Here is a 17,892-nt window from a genome sequence, read left to right as displayed (position 1 = left end):
TTAGGTCTCCTTATTGATAAGAAAAGGTTTTCTCAAATTCCAGTTTGGCCATTTGGTAGGATTTGTTGTTTTGTCCTAAAATTACCATTTCATTGGAGGAAACTTGTTGGCAAGCCTCTGGTTTAGTTAGGATATTGAGGTCTCTGGAAAAGGGCAGGGCTCTTTTCTTGATGTTACCATGCCAATCCAGTTCAACTAAAGCAATAAGAACTTCTTTTTTAGGCGACTTTGGGCTGAAGAGGACGGGTTTGCAAGTCCCTTCGCAAAGGTTTTCAGGGTTGTCATTAAAGACCAAGTATATTTTGTCATGCAAAACTGCATTGGCAAATGAGGAAAAGAAGCTGTATCCAGCAGAGGAAACCTGGTTTTTTTGAATTTTCTGGGTCCACATGATTTTGCCTTCGGGATCTATACTGGTCACGGCGATATTATTGTAGCTGATATTGGTTCCTGGGATATTATTTCGAGGGTTGTTGCCTGAGACAATGGTAGCTTGTTCAGCAATAAGGACTGTGCTGCCATCATTTCTTAAAACCAAATCATTAAGGGAATAGGCAAAAATGTTTTGGGTGATATTTTGCTGACGCGTTTTTTTGCTGTTAGAGTCATTACTGTCTGAAGTAGGAAATGCCTGAAAATCCGAGTGGATGATTTTTCCAGTTTCACTAGTCAAGGTGATAAAATAACTTCCAGTAACATTTTTATTCAATTGGTCAAGATAAAATCCTGCACAAATCAAATCCCCGTTCGGTTTTGTGGTGATTTGCATTTTGCTAAGGAATTTGTCTTTTACTTCAGGTTGAATCAGGAACGGCTCTTTTCCATCTTGGGTGAGATCCAGAATTTCAAAGGAGTAGTTGGGTTCCCAGAAAAGCTCTAGGTCTTTCGCCTTTTTTACTGTTTTGGCCAGCATATATGCTTTCCCCTTGTCTGTAATATGATAATTTTCAATACTGAAAAGACCTTTTTCGAAAGGACTGGATGTTTCCTTTGTCCATATTTTACTTAGGTTTTCGTTAAATGCCGAAAACAAGAATCCTTCATCAGTTTTTTTGCTCGCGGTCTTTTGGGAACTCACCAAAAGAGTTTTGTGATTGGGGGATAATTTAAAGTGAAAATCCGGACTAAGATAAGACGGCATACCTGTGTAATCTATCCCTTGTACAGGGATTACTTCATCTTCCAAGGAAAGCGTGCTCTTATTTATTTTTTGAGCCCACAACGCTTTGGATTTTATGCCTTTGTCCAAGCTGCTATAAAAGCAGAAAAGCTGATCTCCAAGTTCGATAATGCGTTCAAATTGTACAGCCGTTTCGGTATTGGCAACTTTCAGTTCCCTAAACTTGGTGAGCGTCATTTGATCATTATAATGCTCTAGGATCGGAAAGTTGTTGCTGTCTCTGATTTCATGCTTAAGTTTTACCTTGATCATATAAATACCACTTTCGTCACTGCCGACGATTTGACTGGGCATCATATTGTTTTTAACATAATTGTGATTTCCCAGTTTAAGGTTAGCCATAGTTTCAGGAACTATTTGGGCATACGCGTTCATGCATAGACAAAGCCATGTTGTCATGAGGGTGAATAAGAAGTTTTTCATTTTAGCTAGGGTGACTATTTATTAACTCATTTGAGATATTGATTTTTACTTCATGCTGATATTGGGATTTATGTTAGCGTATTTATCCATTAGGGATATTTGAAGGAATCGGCTTAAATATTATTGGCAGGATGAGCTGTAATAATCTGGGTGATTAATCCATTCCTTTCTACTTGTACAAAGCCATTAAGCTGTTCTTTTATGGGGGCTGAATTTTCAATGTTACTGAGTGGTGAATATTCAAACTCCACTATATCACATGATCTGTTTCATGTATTTCCATCCTTATTAGCTACGTAGTTACTATTGATGATAGATTTATATTTTATCATGATTTGATTTTTTAGGGTAATAATGAATGTTCTAGATAAATCGGTAAACTTTGGCCGGAACTTCCATTCCGGCCAAAGTCAGATCACAATTCATTGCAAAAATGAATTGTTAAATTTGAGGGTGATAAGTCAACCTTTCCGCTTGACCACTTCATGTGTTGCTATGATGATGAATTTATTTTCCCAAGTGCATGTAGCGCTTTATAAGTCTAATTGCCACTGGTCTTCATTTTTATTAAGAATCTTGATGGCAAAATCTTTTAAGAATTTTACTCATGACCATATCAGTTTTTGTTATAATCAGTTTTATAACAGTGAACCAATAACCATTTCACTGATGTCAAAAATCTAATACAATTCGGGTGCCTTGTTCTAAAAGTCTGTTTAAATGTGTTTTACGCGATTTTGCTTAATGTCATAATTCCATATTTTGGAAAAATTTCTGATTTTTGTTCTCGCTATGCTTGCTCTACTTTAACTTGAAAGTAGCGTAAATATGAGTGCAGACTGTGGAGTTACTAATAAACTTTCGGATAATCTTCTCGGTGTTGTTCTATGAAAGGATTACACATGTTGATTGATTATAATCAGTGGTCTCTCCTATCTTTTTGGTTGCATGTATGGACTAATTATCGATAGCTGGTTTTTCTTGAAAATTGAGTTTCTGGCAAATTAGTTGACTGACTTGGCAGGGCAATGGGCTGATATTTTTAATTGATGGTAGATTTTTCTCTTGAAAATTCCTGCTAACAAAATGAAAATCAATATATAAGGTGTGAATGATGTGAAAAATGATATGACCGTATTTGTATTAAAGATTTTGTAAAATATCCCTTTTTTCTTTTCTTTTTTCTATTAAAAGTTATAAATATTATTTACTTTGCAAGCTAGTATATTTTAGAAAATTACTGCCTAATCAGCGGTTTAGGTCGGTAGGATTGTTAAAAGTGTTATGAAAGTTTCTCCAGAGAAGCCATTTGAAATTGTTTATTCTCTTTTCAGTCACGAATACTTGGGAATCCTTTTTGAGTCCTTTGTTATACAATTGGACGATAAGGGGAGGCTCTCCTTTGCATATCAGAATATTGCTTCACAAAATGCCCGAGAGTTTGGTAGTGGACTGGATGATGAAGACTATGAGTTGATCAAGTTGATGGATAGCATGCAACATGATGCTATCGTTAAACAATTCAATACTAAAAAGCTCAAGCCTAAAGAATACCTTCGCAAGATTTATGACACCAATAGTGAGTCTGCAGCGAATAAGGAGATCCGTCATATGATAGAAATCCGTTTGGAAGGATTGCGAGCCAAGATTTTGGAGAAGATTAAGGGCAAGCGACTCTTTGAAATGGGCAATGATGGAAATCCAATTTGGAAGGAGATCAATGTAATGCCAGAAAAGGCCAGTGTACTTTTCCACTTTAGGAGAAATGAAGATAATACCCATTATTTCCCTACCCTTAAATATGAAGGGGAAAAAATGGAATGGCAGTATAGAGGAGGCTACTTGATTTGTGAGGAACCTGCTTGGCTTGTGGTGAATGGCAACCTCTATAATTTTGAGAAAAATGTAGATGGAAAGAAACTTAAGCCTTTCCTGAACAAGAAGTTTATTGTCATTCCCAAAAATGTAGAGCGATCTTATTACCAGAAATTCATCACCCAATTAGTAGCATCCTTTGATGTTTATGCCAAGGGGTTTGATATAAAAGTTCAGCGCAGTAAACCTGAGGCATTGTTAAGCCTAAGTGATCTGCCAAGTTCGGGCAACAGTACAGACTTATTTGGTCAAGCACAGGAGTCTGAAGATGAAGATAAAATCGTTTTTGACCTCAAATTCCAATATGGAAATTATTCCTTCCGCTCAGAAGAGAAGAAATCCAATAATGTAGAGTTGGAAGAGCAAGGGGATAATTACGTCTTCCATAAAGTGATTCGGGATTTGGAGAAAGAGAAATCCTATGGAGACTACCTTAAAGATCTGGGATTGCCTGTAAGAGCTTCCAGGTTCAGTTTGGGAAAATCCAAAGCTTTTGACTGGTTAAATTCTCACAGAGAGGCACTTGAAGGCATGGGGGTGAAAATCCTTCAAAACCAAAGTGGAAAAGGCAAGAAGTATTTTATTGGGCATGCTTCCATAAAAGTCGAGATCAAGGAGAATATAGATTGGTTTGATGTCAATGCGGTCATTCGTTTTGGTGAATTCGAAATACCGTTTAGTCAACTAAGAAAATTATTGGTGAAGGGGAAAGCAGAATTTGAATTGCCTAATGGTGAAATTGCCGTAATACCTGATTCCTGGTTTGTGAACTACTCTGAAATTTTCTCTTTTCTGGAAACTGGTGAGCAACAGCATGAACATATGAAGCTTAAAAAGCATCATATTGCGCTGGCCCAAGAATTACAAAAAGGGAACCTAATTGATCTAACGCTTAGTAGAAAATTGGAAAAACTCAAGGATTTCTCTGAAATGGAGTCCTATGATATTTCTCCTAATTTCAAAGGGACCTTGCGCCCTTATCAGAAAGCAGGCTATGATTGGTTGAGGTTCTTGAATGAGTATAATTTTGGAGGATGTTTGGCTGATGATATGGGCTTGGGTAAAACTGTTCAGACTTTGGCACTGTTGGCCCATGAAAAGGAGCGTACTGAAGGAGCCACTTCTCTTTTGGTGATGCCTACTTCACTGATATACAACTGGGAGTTGGAAGCCAGAAAGTTTACTCCAAATCTGAGGATTTTGGTCTATACAGGTTCGCAGCGGATTAAAGACAGTAGCCGGTTTTCAAAATATGATTTGGTGCTGACATCTTATGGAATTACCCGTTTGGATGTGGATATACTGAAAGACTTTTTCTTCAATTATATCATTTTGGATGAATCTCAGGCAATCAAAAATCCAGGAAGTATCATTTCCAAAGCGGTCAATCAATTGGTATGTAGACATAGATTGATACTTACTGGTACTCCGGTAGAAAACGGAACAATGGATCTTTGGTCACAAATGAATTTTGTAAACCAAGGACTTCTTGGTACTCAGGGGATGTTTAAGAAGCAGTTCTTGCAGCCTATTGAGAAGATGAATGACATGGACAAGGCTACAAAGCTACATGCCATGATCAAACCATTTGTTTTGAGAAGGCTGAAAACCCAAGTGGCCACTGACCTTCCTGAGAAGGTGATCAATGTCAAATATTCCAATATGACTTCTGATCAGGAAAAGGCTTACGAAGAAGTGAAGGCTTATTACCGTGAAAAAATTGTTCAGGAAATGTCCATTCCGGGAATGAACAGGCAAGCATTTACGCTTTTAAGAGGCTTGACTCAGCTGCGTCAAATAGCCAATCACCCAAGGCTTACCGATCCTACATATGCCGGTGATTCAGGGAAGATGGAGGATATTATCCATATGCTGGATTCTACAGCAAGGGAAGGTCATAAGGTTTTAGTCTTTAGTCAGTTTGTGAAGCACCTTGCCATTGTGAAGGAGTATCTGGATACCCATCATATTCCATATGCTTATTTGGATGGAACGACCAAGGATAGGCAGGCCCAAGTGAAAGCATTCCAGGAAAATGAAAAAGTGAAAATTTTCCTTATATCCTTAAAGGCCGGAGGTGTGGGGCTTAACCTTACCAAGGCTGAGTATGTTTTCCTTTTAGATCCTTGGTGGAATCCTGCTGTGGAGGCTCAGGCAATTGACCGAGCACACCGAATCGGGCAGGAAAACAAAGTGATCATCTATAAGTTCATCGCCCATAATACAGTCGAAGAGAAAATCATGGCTTTGCAGGAAAGAAAAATGGCCCTTGCAGGAGAACTGATCAGCACTGAAGAAAGCTTTATGAAAAACCTCAATAAGGAGGATATAGAGGCATTATTAGAATAAAACCTTTGAAGATTAAATAAATGCTTCTTGCAAATGATCTTTTTTTGAAATTTATCCAATAATAATGGCCGTAATCTAAAAAAGATATAATTTTAAAGCAGTAATAGTATTGTTTCCCTAATTTTTGATTGGTATGGAAAGTGCGATTTTGATCATACAGTGTAAGGACCAGAAAGGTATAGTGGCAGCTGTTTCTCAGTTTCTTTATTTTCACAATGGAAATGTGGAAGAAGTTGACCAGTATATAGATAATGAGACTGGAGATTTCTTTATGCGTGCCAAGTGGGAACTGAGTACCTTTGCCATAAAAAAAGATCAAATAGAGCGTATTTTTGCTGAGACTGTAGGTACCAAGTTTGGCATGAACTTTACCTTGTACTTTACCGAACCAAAGCCAAAAATGGCCATTATGGTCTCCCAGCATTCCCACTGCTTATTTGATATTCTTTCTAGGTATTATTCAGGGCAGTTTGATGTGGAAATTCCAATGGTGATTTCCAATCACGAAAAACTAAAGCCCGTGGTGGAAGCCTTTAATATCCCTTTTTATTATTTTCCAATTAATAAGGAAAACAAAGCTGAGCAAGAAGAGAAGCAACTGGAATTGATGGCTGAAAAGGGAGTCGATTTCGTGGTATTGGCCAGGTATATGCAAATTTTAAGTCCTAAATTCATCGCTCAATATCCTAATAAGATCATCAATATTCACCATTCATTTTTGCCAGCTTTTGTAGGAGCAAAGCCTTATCATGCGGCCCATAAGCGTGGTGTGAAAATCATTGGTGCTACAGGTCATTATGTGACCGAAGAGTTGGATGCAGGGCCTATTATCGAGCAGGATATTGCTCGTGTCAAGCACCATAATACAGTGGAGGAATTGGTGCAAATTGGACAGGATGTGGAAAAAGTAGTATTGTCAAAAGCCATTAAATACCATATAGCCCAAAAAGTAATGGTCATGGGCAATAAGACTATCATATTTAATTAGATTTCAAGGCTGTCCTGTAGACTTGCCGGTTCTGAAAATTGCTAATCAAGGCCAGCGGTAGTCTACTGGACAGCCTAATTTATTTTCTAGAAGATTTTATTCAGTTGATTTTTTCAAGTTCTACAGTGATATTGCCTTTTTCATCATAGAACACCAATCGGTTGGCAGTTTGGCTATATTTTTCACTCATTTCTAGAGAGCTTAGGTAGGCCTGTTCAATATACCGTTCTTCACAAGGCTTACTGTCAGCATATAATGTGGAAAATTTCACTTTTTCCCTATTGTATACCGCTTGCCCTTTGAAGTTATTACAAATAGAAGACCCAGAGACCTTTTTGTCTTCTCCGAATTTTAAGGTCATGGTGGAAAGTTGTTCTTGTGTGGCAGGGGCTCCATTGATGGATTTGACTTTCCAATCATGTGCTCCGATATCGGTGGGGCCACCACAGGCAAAAAATGTCAAGGCTAATAGGTAGGTTAAGAATAGTGAATTAAGTAACTTCATGTTAAAAGCTTTTTTGTTTGTAAATTTTTTGATGTGCTAGTTCAGATTTCTTACTTCTGGATTCAGAAGCAATGAACCTGATAGGTGGTTGTCAAACAAAAATTATACTTATCCTCTTGTTGATAAATATGAATGTGCTGATATTTTGATTTGCGGTCTTACATGTTTATCGATGGACTCAGTATACAATCTTTCTTGGAATGTCCTGAGGTAACCTTGTCAAAAGTTCATAGTTGACCTGCTGGCTTGATTCACTAAAGGAAGCGACGGTAATTTCATTGTTTTTCTGTTTACCAATGATCACTACTTCATTTCCTTTTTTTACATCCCTAAGATCAGTCACATCTACAGTGATGGAATTCATGGTCACAGTTCCGACTACAGAAACGATTTTGCCATGAATCAAAACCTTTCCCAAATTGGAAAGCATTCTGCTAAAGCCATGACCATAACCTATGGGGATCATGGCAACCAGCATATTTCTTGGGGCCATATAGGTATTGCCGTAGCCGATAAAATCTCCCATTTCTACTTTCTTCAGACTCATGATCTTGCTTTTCCAGGTGATAAGCCGCTTTAAGGGATTTTTTCGGTTTACAGCTAGTTGTTTGAATTTGCTCATATAAGTTTCTTGACTGGGCCAAAAACCATATTGAACGATTCCAATTCTAACCATATCCATGATGGTTTCTGGGTAACTTAGGCTAGCAGCGGAACAGGCGGTATGATGGGTTTTGAACTTTATTCCCTTGTTGAAAAACCACTTCTTGAATTCATGGTATTTCTTAATTTGGTTTTGGACCCGTACATAATTGGCAATACTTTCAGCCCCGGCGTAGTGCGTGCAAAGCCCGGACAGCTCGAGGTGTTCTTGCTGTTCAAAAAGCATTTCTGCCAGAATTTCCTTTTCTTTCCATTCAAATCCAGTTCTGTGGAAACCTGTTTCTACTTCTATATGAACTTTTGCTTTTTTCCTTAGTTTTTTGGCCGCTTTGATGGTCGCCAATAATCTATCGAACTCAAAGACAAAAAATTCAATGTCTTTTTCAATTGCCCATTCCAAGTCTCTGTTTTCAATCATACCCATGATCATGATGGTACTGTTCTTTTCGATGGTATTGTGTACCCTCATTGCTTCATCAGTGCTGAATGTGCTAAAGTGTCTAATGCCTGCAGATTCTGCGATTGGGATTATGTTTTCAATGCCATGTCCATAGGCATTTCCTTTTACTACGGAAGAGATGATGGTTTCAGCTCCCAGTTGATTTTGGAGGAATTTTATATTTCTTCGATAGGCAGATTTACTGATTTCCAAGTGGGAAGTATGCGGCATGGGCTTTAAGAATTTAGGTGTTTACTGGTGAATTTGAGCCAATATTTTTTCGAACATATTAATTCCAGTGGGGATGATCTGATCAGGAAAATCATAATGAGCTTCATGAAGCTGGGGATGGCTTTTGCCAGATCCCAAACCAAAAAGAAGGGTTTTACTCTGAGAAGAAAACTGACCAAAATCCTCTGACCATTTAAATGAATTTCGGACATGTTTGGTTTTTAGCTTTAACATTTTGGCTGCTTCATTGACGAAATTCCACGCTGAATTGTCATTTACAGTACAGGCAAATTCTTCTGTGTAAGAAATGGATAAACCAAGCTTGTACTCCTGCGTTATTAAATGGCAAAGTTTCTCAGCATAGTCCACCAGTAGATCCATATTGTCGTCATCAATAGTCCGAAGAGTGGCTCTAACGCTAGCCTTTCCAGGACTGGTACCAAATGCTATTTCGCCCAGTTCAGCATGGATGACCGTAACCAGACTAAAGGGTTTTATATTTTTGGAAATAAGGGGTAGTCCTACTATGATTTTTGACATGGCTTCCGCTGGGCTGTTGCCATCTTCTGGATGAGCGGCATGGGAGGTTCTCCCCTCTAATTTAATGACCATTCCTTTTGAGGCAGCTGTGAAGACTCCCTTTTTGAGTACAATTTCATTTTCTGGTTCTCCAGGAAGGTTGTGGAGGGCAAATGAGTAATCCGATTTTATTTTTTGATATTTTGGATCTTGGAGGACTTTTTCAGCCCCTTCTCCTGTCTCTTCGGCAGGTTGGAACAGCAGGCTAACTTGTCCTTTTTCTGGCCTTTGAGCAGATATTGACATTCCCAATCCTGCAACGATGGCCATATGTCCATCATGTCCACAGCTGTGCGAGCAATTGTCGATTTTACTTTTATGCTTGATGTCGTGATTTTCCTGTATAGGCAAGGCATCCAATTCGCAACGTATCAAAGTGCTAGGGCCCTCTTGCCTTCCCTTAAAAATAAATGCCAAGCCATTTCCTCCAAGCTGTTCGATGCACTCATCTGGCTTTAAAGAGCTAAAAAAATCTTTTACTCTTCTGGCGGTGGACTTTTCCTTTCCAGATAATTCAGGATATTGATGGAGTTCCCTTCTAAAATTGACTAATTTTTGAAAATCTGCTTTTTTCATATCTCTAAAAGTTTATTTGATAGTGATTTGTGCCAAAATCGTACCGTTTAGTGCTGTGCCTTATGCAATTGACTCAATGCTGGGAACACAACAGGTTAGTTATGAAGCAAACCTTGGAACTTAAGTTAGTTGATTAAAGAGACTTCCCAAACCGTTCTAGCTTGGAGTTTTGCTTTTAAATCATGATTTATGTTAAATTTTCAAGCTTGAAATCAGCTTCTTATATAAAATTTGAAAAAGATAGATTATTTGGCCGAACTTATTTATATTCAATTTTGCTTTCTATCTACTAAAACTTTCATCCTATGAACGCAGAACAAAAAACAGCTCTTACTAACGAAATTGAAAAGTTAAAAGCATCATTGACTGGTGACATGTTTAGTGACATGGAAATTCGCGATAAAATTCACAATCTTGAAATGCAGTTAAATGGAACTAAGCCTATGGATAGCCATTTTGATTGCATAGGATGTGGCAGCTAAACCATAGAAACATCTTGAATTTTAATAGAGGTCCATTATTGGGCCTTTTTTCTGAAAGTCTCGTATTTATACCCCATAATTATTCCAGGATATCAGATTTGACTAAAGTATTTCTTGAGAGAAAAATTTTTTCTACGTGCTCTATGGCAACAGCTGTGGGTACTTAGCGTCTGATATCAGTTTTATGTACGGGGTATATGTCCAAATAAAAAAAGACGACCTTTTTTTATTTGGACGCTAATATTTTAAAGTAATACAAGCCTTTTATTCGGTATTCAATTTCTAAGAATATAAGTTCCATCAAATTTCTCTTTTAAACAAGTGATGCTCGCTTCTTTTATAACTTTCATGCCTGTGGGTGAATTTCCTCTATTCATGAAGGTTTTATGTTTGTAATTATCAGGTAAATATTTTTGGTTCTCTTTTTTATGAACTAACAAAACCTTTTGTATATTTGCATCGTTTACTCCTTTTAAATGTCATAGATAGCATGAAGTTAAGCGACAAAGAACAAGAAATAATTGAACGAATTGGGGTCTTTTTTGAGAAAAAGGGACATCAGCCCATATTAGGGAGAATTATGGGCTTGCTGTTGGTTTTAGATCAGGCTGAGGCCACATTTGATGAGATTCAGGAGTATTTATCTGTAAGTAAAAGTGCTGTCAGCAATGCACTTACACTATTGCAGAGTCTTGATAGGGTAGAATACACTACCAAGCCCGGTGAGCGGAAAAGATATTTCCGCCTAAAAGTGAGGAACTGGAGAAAGGACATGCAAGAGGATTTGAATGGGATTTTCAGGATCAGTGCTTTGTTGAAGGAGGTTATGGAAATTAGGTCGAATTCTAATTCTGAATTCAATCATTGTATTTCGGATTTTCAAAGCTTTATTGAGTTTATGAAGGAGGAAATGCCAAAACTAATCGAAAAATATGATCGGCTACACGGCTGATATATTTTTTGATTCATTAGTTCTTAAAATACAGAACAAAGTAATAAATAAGAAAATAACTATATTTTAATAAAATGAAAAAACACTATTTGATTGGTTTAATAGCTGCCTTTTTTGTGACAGGTAGCTTATTGGCTCAGGACAAATTTGAGGAGGGAGGAGTTTTTACGCTTAAGGAGTGCATAGACTTGGGCCTAAAACATAATACCGAAATCAAAAAGGCCCAGCTGGACGAAGAGGCTGCGGACTATCAACGCAAGGAAATTACAGGGACAGGGCTTCCGCAAGTAGATGCCTACGGTCAATACAATAATTTCTTGGATGTATATCCACAGGCCATTCCTGGAGGAGTTTTGAATCCTGAATCAGATCCGAATGGAGTAGATGTGATATCATTTGGGGTGCCACAAAGTATGAAGGCGGGATTTAAATTGAATCAGCTGGTTTTCAGTCAATCTTATTTGGTTGGTTTGAAAGCAGCCAGAACCTCAGAGGAATTTTATAGGCTGCTCACCAGAATGACTGAGGAAGACATTATCTATGATATTTCCTTGAACTATTATAATGTGATAGCCACTCAGTTACAAATGGGTAACCTTCAGGCCAATCATGATAAATTGAAAAAACTTGAGGAAATCATTAAGGCCCAGTATGATAATGATTTGGCGAGAAAGGTGGATTACAATCGAGTAAAGGTCAATTTGACCACCTTGGAAACAGAGATGGACAATTTGGAAATCATCACAGAGCAAAGGACCAATTACCTGAAATTGATGATGGGGATGCCAGTGGACCTGCCATTGGAATTGGCGCCTTATAATTTTACCGACAAGGAATTGCCATTGCAGGCGTTGCAATCAGATAGTGACTTAAGTGATCGATATGATTTGCAAGTGTTGGATAAACAATTGGAGCTGCATTCCTTGAATATCAAAAATATCCAATCGGGCTATTATCCTACCCTATCTGCTTTCGCTGATGTGAATTATAACGCCTTCTCCAAGCAATTCGATTTTATTTCTGATAGCCATGTTTGGTACAGAGGAGCATTGATTGGTCTTCAGCTGAACGTGCCGATTTTCGATGGTTTTCAGAAGAAGAACAAAATTGCTCAAGCTAAGGTGGAGTCAGAAAAAGTCAAACATGATCAATTTATGGCTGAGCAATCTGCACAGGCTGAGTACCTCAATGCTGTCAAGAAGTTGGGAAATAGCATCAAAAGTTTGAAAGCCCAAGAGTCCAATATGGAGCTTTCTGAAACTGTATTTGATGAAACAGCACAGTTGTACAGAGAAGGGCTTTCTCCATTAACTGATTTGCTGGATGCAGAAACCTCGTTGAGGGAAGCTAGGTCGGCTTACTATCAGCAGATCATCAATGTTAAGACTGCAGAGGCAGATTTGTATAAGTCTAAAGGACAAATCGAAAAGGTCATTAAATAATCAATCTAAGAACAATAGAGGGGATATCCTCCAATCATATCATCTAAAGTCATGAAAAAACTTATCACACCATTAGTATTAGTCATCATTGCTGCCTCGATTGGCTTTACGCTTTTCAAAAACAAGCAAGAAATGGAAGTTAAGGCTGAAGAAGCCATGAAAACCAGTGAGTCTATTCCCGTAAAGACCTCAAAGACCAAAGTGGAACCACATGAAATTTCTTTTTCTTCCAACGGTACTTTTGAGCCTAGTCAGGAGCTTACGTTAAAATCCGAGGCAAATGGTAAGGTAGTCAAGATTTATAAGAAGAAGGGTGCTTATGTAAAAAGTGGGGACATCATTGCCAAATTGGATGATGAGCTAATCCAACAGGAGTTGGCTATTGCTGAGATTAAACTTCAACAGAATAAAAAGGATTTGGCCAGATATGAGAATTTAGCAGGGACCGAAGCCATTACAGAAAAGCAGTTGGAGGAAATCCGTAATGCGACAAAAATGGCTGAATCCGATGTCATTATGAAAAAGAAGCGATTGGCCAATACCGTGATCAAAGCCCCTATCTCTGGATATATCAATGAGGATTATATCGAGATAGGGACCCTGATGAGCCCAGGGATGAATGTAGTCGATATTGTAAACCTTAGCCCTTTGAAATTAATTGTGAATGTATCTGAATTGGAGATAGCCCGCATTAGCACTGGAGATATGGTTGATGTGAAAGTAGGAGTTTTGCCAGAAAAGAAATTCGGAGGAAAGGTTTCTTTTACCAGTAATAAAGGCGATGCATCCTTGCGATATGAGGTTGAGATTGAACTGGAAGAAGGATCTGAACAGATCAAACCTGGAATGTTTGCTTATGCCTCCTTCCAATATCCTGCTGAAGAGGCCATGTTGATAGATAGAAAATCATTGGTTGGCGGGGTGAAGGACCCTGAAGTTTTTGTGGTGGAAAATGGCAAGGCAAAGTTGAAAAAAGTGAAGTTGGCACAAGTAGGGGAAAACAAGTTGGTCGTGCTCGAGGGATTGAAGGAAGGAGAAAAGTTAGTGACTTCCGGATTGATCAATTTACGTGACGGAATTCCTGTGACAGAATTATAAGCATAAAAATCAAGGAAATGCAAATAACGAAAGTATCCATACAACGGTCCACTATTGTGGTGGTACTGTTTACAATTTTGACTTTGTTGGGGCTTTTTTCCTACAGTCAAATGTCCTATGAACTTTTGCCAAAGTTCTCTTCGAATGTGGTAACGGTTTCTACGCTTTATCCAGGAGCGGCTCCATCCGAAGTGGAAAATTCCGTAACCAGAAAATTAGAAGATGCACTGGCATCCCTAGAGGGAATTGATGTGATGAAGTCTACTTCTTTGGAAAGTTTTTCCATCATTACCATTGAATTAGATGATGATGTGGACGTTGATATTATCCTGCAGGATGCCCAAAGAAAAATAGATGCGGTACTGGGGGACCTACCTGAAGATGCAGATCCTCCTTCATTGGGAAAATTCAGTTTGGATGATATGCCGATTATGCAAATGGGAGCTAATTCCTCCCTATCCTCTACCGAGTTTTACGATCTAATGGATCAGCGAATCCAGCCTACATTGGCTCAGATAGATGGAGTGGCACAGGTTAACCTTTTGGGAGGTACCGAAAGAGAGATTAAAGTCAATTTGGACTTGAATAAAATGGAAGCCTATGGGATTTCCCCCTTGCAGGTCAATCAAGCCATTGCGCAGGCCAACCTTGATTTTCCAACTGGTAAATTAAAAAGTGATGATGAACAAATTCTGATTCGATTAGCAGGGAAGTTTAAGTCAGTGAATGAAATAGGTGAGCTTATCGTCAGTTATAAAGATGGTTCGCCAGTGAAAATCCAAGATATCGCCGAGGTAGTGGATTCGCAAAAGGATGATGAAGTGCTCAGCAGATTGAATGGAAATACAGCGATTGGTTTAAGCATACAGAAGCAATCAGATGCAAATGCTGTGGATGTAGCTGAGAAGGTTAATCAAGCTTTGGCACAATTGGAAACAACCTATCAGTCACAGGGCTTGAAATTTGAGATTTCCCAGGATTCCTCAGAATTTACCTTGGAAGCTGCCAATGCAGTTATTCATGATTTGGTAATTGCTGTGGTCTTGGTAGCGGTGATCATGTTATTGTTCCTGCACAGTTTCAGAAATGCGGTTATTGTAATGATTGCGGTTCCTGCTTCTATCATAGCCACCTTTACGGTGATGTACATGGCTGGATTTACCTTGAACTTGATGAGTCTGCTGGCCTTGTCATTGGTGGTGGGGATTTTAGTGGATGATGCCATTGTGGTTATTGAGAATATTTACCGTCATATGGAAAAAGGTAAAACAGCTATTCAGGCTTCCTATGATGGTATTCGGGAAATTGGTGGTACGGTAACTTCCATTACTTTGGTAATTGTTGTGGTGTTTGTGCCGCTGTCCTTGACTGGAGGGCTGATTTCTGGAATTTTGACCCAATTCAGTATTACTGTGGCAGTAGCAACATTAATGAGTTTATTGGTGGCATTTACCCTGATTCCTCTATTGACCTCTAGGTTCACAAAGCTGGAACATATCAACCCGAAAAGCATTTTCGGAAGGATAGTGAATGGATTTGAAAAAATGTTAGATGGGATAATTGCTTGGTTGACCGGAATCTTGAAATGGGCGTTTAACCACAAAATCATCACACTAGCAGTTACTTTTGTACTATTTATTTCTTCTTTTCTATTGGTAAGCAATGGGTTTATCGGAAGTGAGTTTGTTAGTGAGGGAGATAAAGGGGAATTCATCATGCGATTGGAATTGCCAAAATCAGCCACCTTGGAGGAGACCAATTTTACGACTAGGGAAGTGGAGAATTTCATGATGGAATATCCTCAGGTTACAGATGTATTTACCACTGTTGGCCAAACTTCAGGAATGTCAGGAAGCCAGACTACCCCATATGCTGCTGAGATTACTGTAAAAATGGTAGGACCAGAGCAAAGAGCCGTGACTGCTCCTGAATTTGCCAAAGAAATGGAAATTGCACTGGAAGAGAATGTTGTTGGGGCGGAATTTACAGCTGTTCCTATCAGTATAACTGGTACGGCCAATGATGCGCCCATTCAGGTAGTAGTTTCTGGACCTGACTTGGGAGTATTGAAGGAATTTTCTGATAAGGTAATGGCGGAGATGGAGAAGATACCAGGTACCAGAAAGATAGAAACTTCCTTGGAAGACGGCAATCCAGAAATTCGTGTTGAGGTAGATAGGGCTAAAATGGCTGATCTGGGCTTGGACATGGCCATGGTCGGAGGCACTATGCAGGTAGCTTTTAATGGAAATACAGATACTAAATTTAGAGATGGCGACTATGAATATGACATCAATATTCGTATGGATGAATTTGACAGGAAATCTGTTTCGGACATAGAAAACCTGGCATTTGTCAATCAAAGAGGTCAGTCAATCCTATTAAAACAATTTGCCAAAGCGATTCCTTCAGAGGGACCAAGTAAGTTACAAAGACAGGACAGGATAAGCTCCGTAACCATACAATCCCAAGTTTCAGGCAGACCGGTCGGTACAGTGGGGACAGAGGTCAAGGAATTAGTTAGTAAGATGGAATTGCCAAAAGAAGTTGCTGTTTCTTTTGATGGTGATCTTAAAAGGCAAGAGGATGGATTTGGTAGTTTGGGAATCGCCTTGTTGGCATCCATACTGCTGATTTATTTGATCATGGTAGCCCTTTATGACAATTATGTATATCCATTTGTAGTAATGTTCTCCCTGCCACTTGCCATCATCGGAGCTTTATTGGCCTTGGCATTGACAGGTTCTTCATTAAGTATTTTCAGTATTCTAGGTCTGATCATGCTGATGGGATTGGTAGCTAAAAACGCCATTATGTTGGTGGACTTTACCAATCAGCTAAAAGATGCAGGCATGGAAGTGAAGGCTGCTTTGTACAAAGCTGTTGAGATTCGTTTTCGCCCTATTCTGATGACTACACTGGCAATGGTATTTGGGATGTTGCCGATCGCATTGGCCTCCGGAGCAGGTGCTGAATGGAAAAATGGTTTGGCTTGGGCACTGATTGGGGGACTGATCTCTTCCATGTTCCTTACCATGGTAGTAGTACCTGTGATCTATTATATTTTCGATAGGATCTTGGCGAAGTTTGGCAAAGACAAGAAGAAGGAAATTCAGATTGAAGAGACTGAACTTGATGAATCTGAGTCAGAAGTGGCTGAGTATGTTTATTAATTGTGTGTGAATGGGCATGCGCGGTTGTTGATCTGTGAAAGTTATTTGTTGATAGTAAAGTCAGGTTAATTTTCCGTGCAGCCCTTTTCTACTAAGGGTATTAATGTATCAACGTGTCTTCTTATTGAATTGATTTACAAACTATTGAGACAAAATTGGTTTTTGTCTCGTCCTAAAAAATAAAAAGCTATGAAAACCAATAATTATTCCAAGCTTAAAACCATCATTCAGGTAATGGGAAAATATGGTATTGCTCCCATCTCTAAGCAAAAGCAATCCTACTTTATGGAGGATATGGGCTTTGACAGGGTGTTTTTGGATGGTCTTATCTATGACGTAGAAGATGCCCTAAAGGTGGAGTTGCAGGAAGAGGTAGCTCAGTCTTTTAGAAGCCCAGTCGAATTGATTGATCATATGCTTCAGTATCAGAATTAAGGAGGAATTAACAGAGTCTTTACCCGTTTCGTGTTAGTCGATACTGATATGGGGGCCCATGGACAAGTCTTTTGGGAATGTATGGGCCCCATCTTTTTTACATGTCCTTTTAGCTGTTTCACTATTAGGAAGATATTGGTTTTGATGCTCTATAGAGGCTTACCCCCTTTTTACTTTTAAAATATAAAATTAGGTTTCTTTAAACCTTCATTTGCTAGGGTACCTTTAGTTGTAATTAAGATACTTATTCACTTTTTATCCTTATTGTTTTAATAGTTAGTGTTCAGTTTATACTGGTCATTAATAGTTAGTGATTGAGGGAATAGTTCCCGAATTTTTAGTCATAAGCATAGATTGTTTAAATTTCTAAGAGATTGGATACTAACTCATTGGTTAATAGTGTAAAATATCTGTAAATTATATACCAGATCAACTGAGTGAAAATTTCTTTGTGCCTATGGTTCTTGCTGTGGAATGTTTTAAGAATTAGAATAGCAAGAAC

General features: G+C 38.6%; 12 protein-coding genes. 8 read left to right on the top strand and 4 right to left on the bottom strand.

The genetic code is table 11. The features are described 5' to 3' along the window. Window positions 1-10: 10 nt before the first annotated feature. Entirely contained in the window at window positions 11-1,522 is a 1,512-nt protein-coding gene (locus tag KMW37_RS13945) for a hypothetical protein (RefSeq protein WP_215225257.1), read from the bottom strand. A 1,365-nt stretch (window positions 1,523-2,887) separates the two neighbouring features. Here KMW37_RS13945 and KMW37_RS13940 point away from each other — a divergent pair. Next, window positions 2,888-5,827: a DEAD/DEAH box helicase gene (locus KMW37_RS13940; RefSeq protein WP_215225256.1), complete on the top strand. Its 2,940-nt coding sequence runs from the start codon at window positions 2,888-2,890 to the stop codon at window positions 5,825-5,827. Window positions 5,828-5,960: 133 nt separating this feature from the next. Further along, the gene (purU, locus tag KMW37_RS13935; RefSeq protein ID WP_215225255.1) at window positions 5,961-6,815 is read left to right on the top strand and encodes a formyltetrahydrofolate deformylase; all 855 of its coding nucleotides are present in this window, start codon (window positions 5,961-5,963) and stop codon (window positions 6,813-6,815) included. A gap of 100 nt (window positions 6,816-6,915) precedes the next feature. Here purU and KMW37_RS13930 read toward each other — a convergent pair whose 3' ends face one another. From KMW37_RS13930 to KMW37_RS13920, 3 genes are all read right to left on the bottom strand, one after another. Continuing rightward, entirely contained in the window at window positions 6,916-7,320 is a 405-nt protein-coding gene (locus KMW37_RS13930) for an META domain-containing protein (protein WP_215225254.1), read from the bottom strand. 178 nt (window positions 7,321-7,498) lie between these two features. Further along, window positions 7,499-8,653: an alanine racemase gene (gene alr / locus KMW37_RS13925; RefSeq protein WP_215225253.1), complete on the bottom strand. Its 1,155-nt coding sequence runs from the start codon at window positions 8,651-8,653 to the stop codon at window positions 7,499-7,501. A 21-nt stretch (window positions 8,654-8,674) separates the two neighbouring features. After that, window positions 8,675-9,808: an amidohydrolase gene (locus KMW37_RS13920; RefSeq protein WP_215225252.1), complete on the bottom strand. Its 1,134-nt coding sequence runs from the start codon at window positions 9,806-9,808 to the stop codon at window positions 8,675-8,677. Window positions 9,809-10,113: 305 nt separating this feature from the next. Between KMW37_RS13920 and KMW37_RS13915 the strand changes: the two genes are divergently transcribed. The 6 genes from KMW37_RS13915 to KMW37_RS13890 all read left to right on the top strand — a co-directional run bounded on the left by KMW37_RS13915 (window position 10,114) and on the right by KMW37_RS13890 (window position 17,390). After that, a complete protein-coding gene (locus KMW37_RS13915) occupies window positions 10,114-10,290 on the top strand; it encodes a hypothetical protein (RefSeq protein ID WP_215225251.1) in 177 nt (58 codons plus the stop codon). A gap of 490 nt (window positions 10,291-10,780) precedes the next feature. Next, window positions 10,781-11,242 carry a GbsR/MarR family transcriptional regulator gene (locus tag KMW37_RS13910; RefSeq protein ID WP_215225250.1) on the top strand — a complete coding sequence of 154 codons (462 nt, stop codon included), beginning with the start codon at window positions 10,781-10,783 and terminating at the stop codon, window positions 11,240-11,242. A 74-nt stretch (window positions 11,243-11,316) separates the two neighbouring features. Next, on the top strand, window positions 11,317-12,684 hold the full coding sequence (locus KMW37_RS13905; RefSeq protein WP_215225249.1) for a TolC family protein: 1,368 nt from the start codon (window positions 11,317-11,319) through the stop codon (window positions 12,682-12,684). A gap of 51 nt (window positions 12,685-12,735) precedes the next feature. After that, window positions 12,736-13,782 carry an efflux RND transporter periplasmic adaptor subunit gene (locus KMW37_RS13900; RefSeq protein ID WP_215225248.1) on the top strand — a complete coding sequence of 349 codons (1,047 nt, stop codon included), beginning with the start codon at window positions 12,736-12,738 and terminating at the stop codon, window positions 13,780-13,782. Between the two features lie 17 nt (window positions 13,783-13,799). Then, complete coding sequence (locus tag KMW37_RS13895; RefSeq protein WP_215225247.1) at window positions 13,800-16,955, top strand: efflux RND transporter permease subunit; 3,156 nt, start codon at window positions 13,800-13,802, stop codon at window positions 16,953-16,955. Window positions 16,956-17,144: 189 nt separating this feature from the next. Then, window positions 17,145-17,390, top strand: a complete 246-nt coding sequence (locus KMW37_RS13890; protein ID WP_215225246.1) for a hypothetical protein — start codon at window positions 17,145-17,147, stop codon at window positions 17,388-17,390. Window positions 17,391-17,892: the final 502 nt, after the last annotated feature.

Origin of the sequence: Echinicola shivajiensis, assembly GCF_018642165.1 — a bacterium.
Taxonomy (GTDB): Bacteria; Bacteroidota; Bacteroidia; order Cytophagales; family Cyclobacteriaceae; genus Echinicola; species Echinicola shivajiensis.
Note: the sequence above shows the minus strand (reverse complement) of the source record. Positions and strands in the feature narration are given on the sequence as shown.

Bases quoted from the DNA above. Each gene is read 5' to 3' on its own strand.
- KMW37_RS13945 (WP_215225257.1), bottom strand. From the start codon at position 1,522: ATGGCTAACCTTAAACTGGGAAATCACAATTATGTTAAAAACAATATG.
- KMW37_RS13940 (WP_215225256.1), top strand. From the start codon at position 2,888: ATGAAAGTTTCTCCAGAGAAGCCATTTGAAATTGTTTATTCTCTTTTC.
- purU (WP_215225255.1), top strand. From the start codon at position 5,961: ATGGAAAGTGCGATTTTGATCATACAGTGTAAGGACCAGAAAGGTATA.
- KMW37_RS13930 (WP_215225254.1), bottom strand. From the start codon at position 7,320: ATGAAGTTACTTAATTCACTATTCTTAACCTACCTATTAGCCTTGACA.
- alr (WP_215225253.1), bottom strand. From the start codon at position 8,653: ATGCCGCATACTTCCCACTTGGAAATCAGTAAATCTGCCTATCGAAGA.
- KMW37_RS13920 (WP_215225252.1), bottom strand. From the start codon at position 9,808: ATGAAAAAAGCAGATTTTCAAAAATTAGTCAATTTTAGAAGGGAACTC.
- KMW37_RS13915 (WP_215225251.1), top strand. From the start codon at position 10,114: ATGAACGCAGAACAAAAAACAGCTCTTACTAACGAAATTGAAAAGTTA.
- KMW37_RS13910 (WP_215225250.1), top strand. From the start codon at position 10,781: ATGAAGTTAAGCGACAAAGAACAAGAAATAATTGAACGAATTGGGGTC.
- KMW37_RS13905 (WP_215225249.1), top strand. From the start codon at position 11,317: ATGAAAAAACACTATTTGATTGGTTTAATAGCTGCCTTTTTTGTGACA.
- KMW37_RS13900 (WP_215225248.1), top strand. From the start codon at position 12,736: ATGAAAAAACTTATCACACCATTAGTATTAGTCATCATTGCTGCCTCG.
- KMW37_RS13895 (WP_215225247.1), top strand. From the start codon at position 13,800: ATGCAAATAACGAAAGTATCCATACAACGGTCCACTATTGTGGTGGTA.
- KMW37_RS13890 (WP_215225246.1), top strand. From the start codon at position 17,145: ATGAAAACCAATAATTATTCCAAGCTTAAAACCATCATTCAGGTAATG.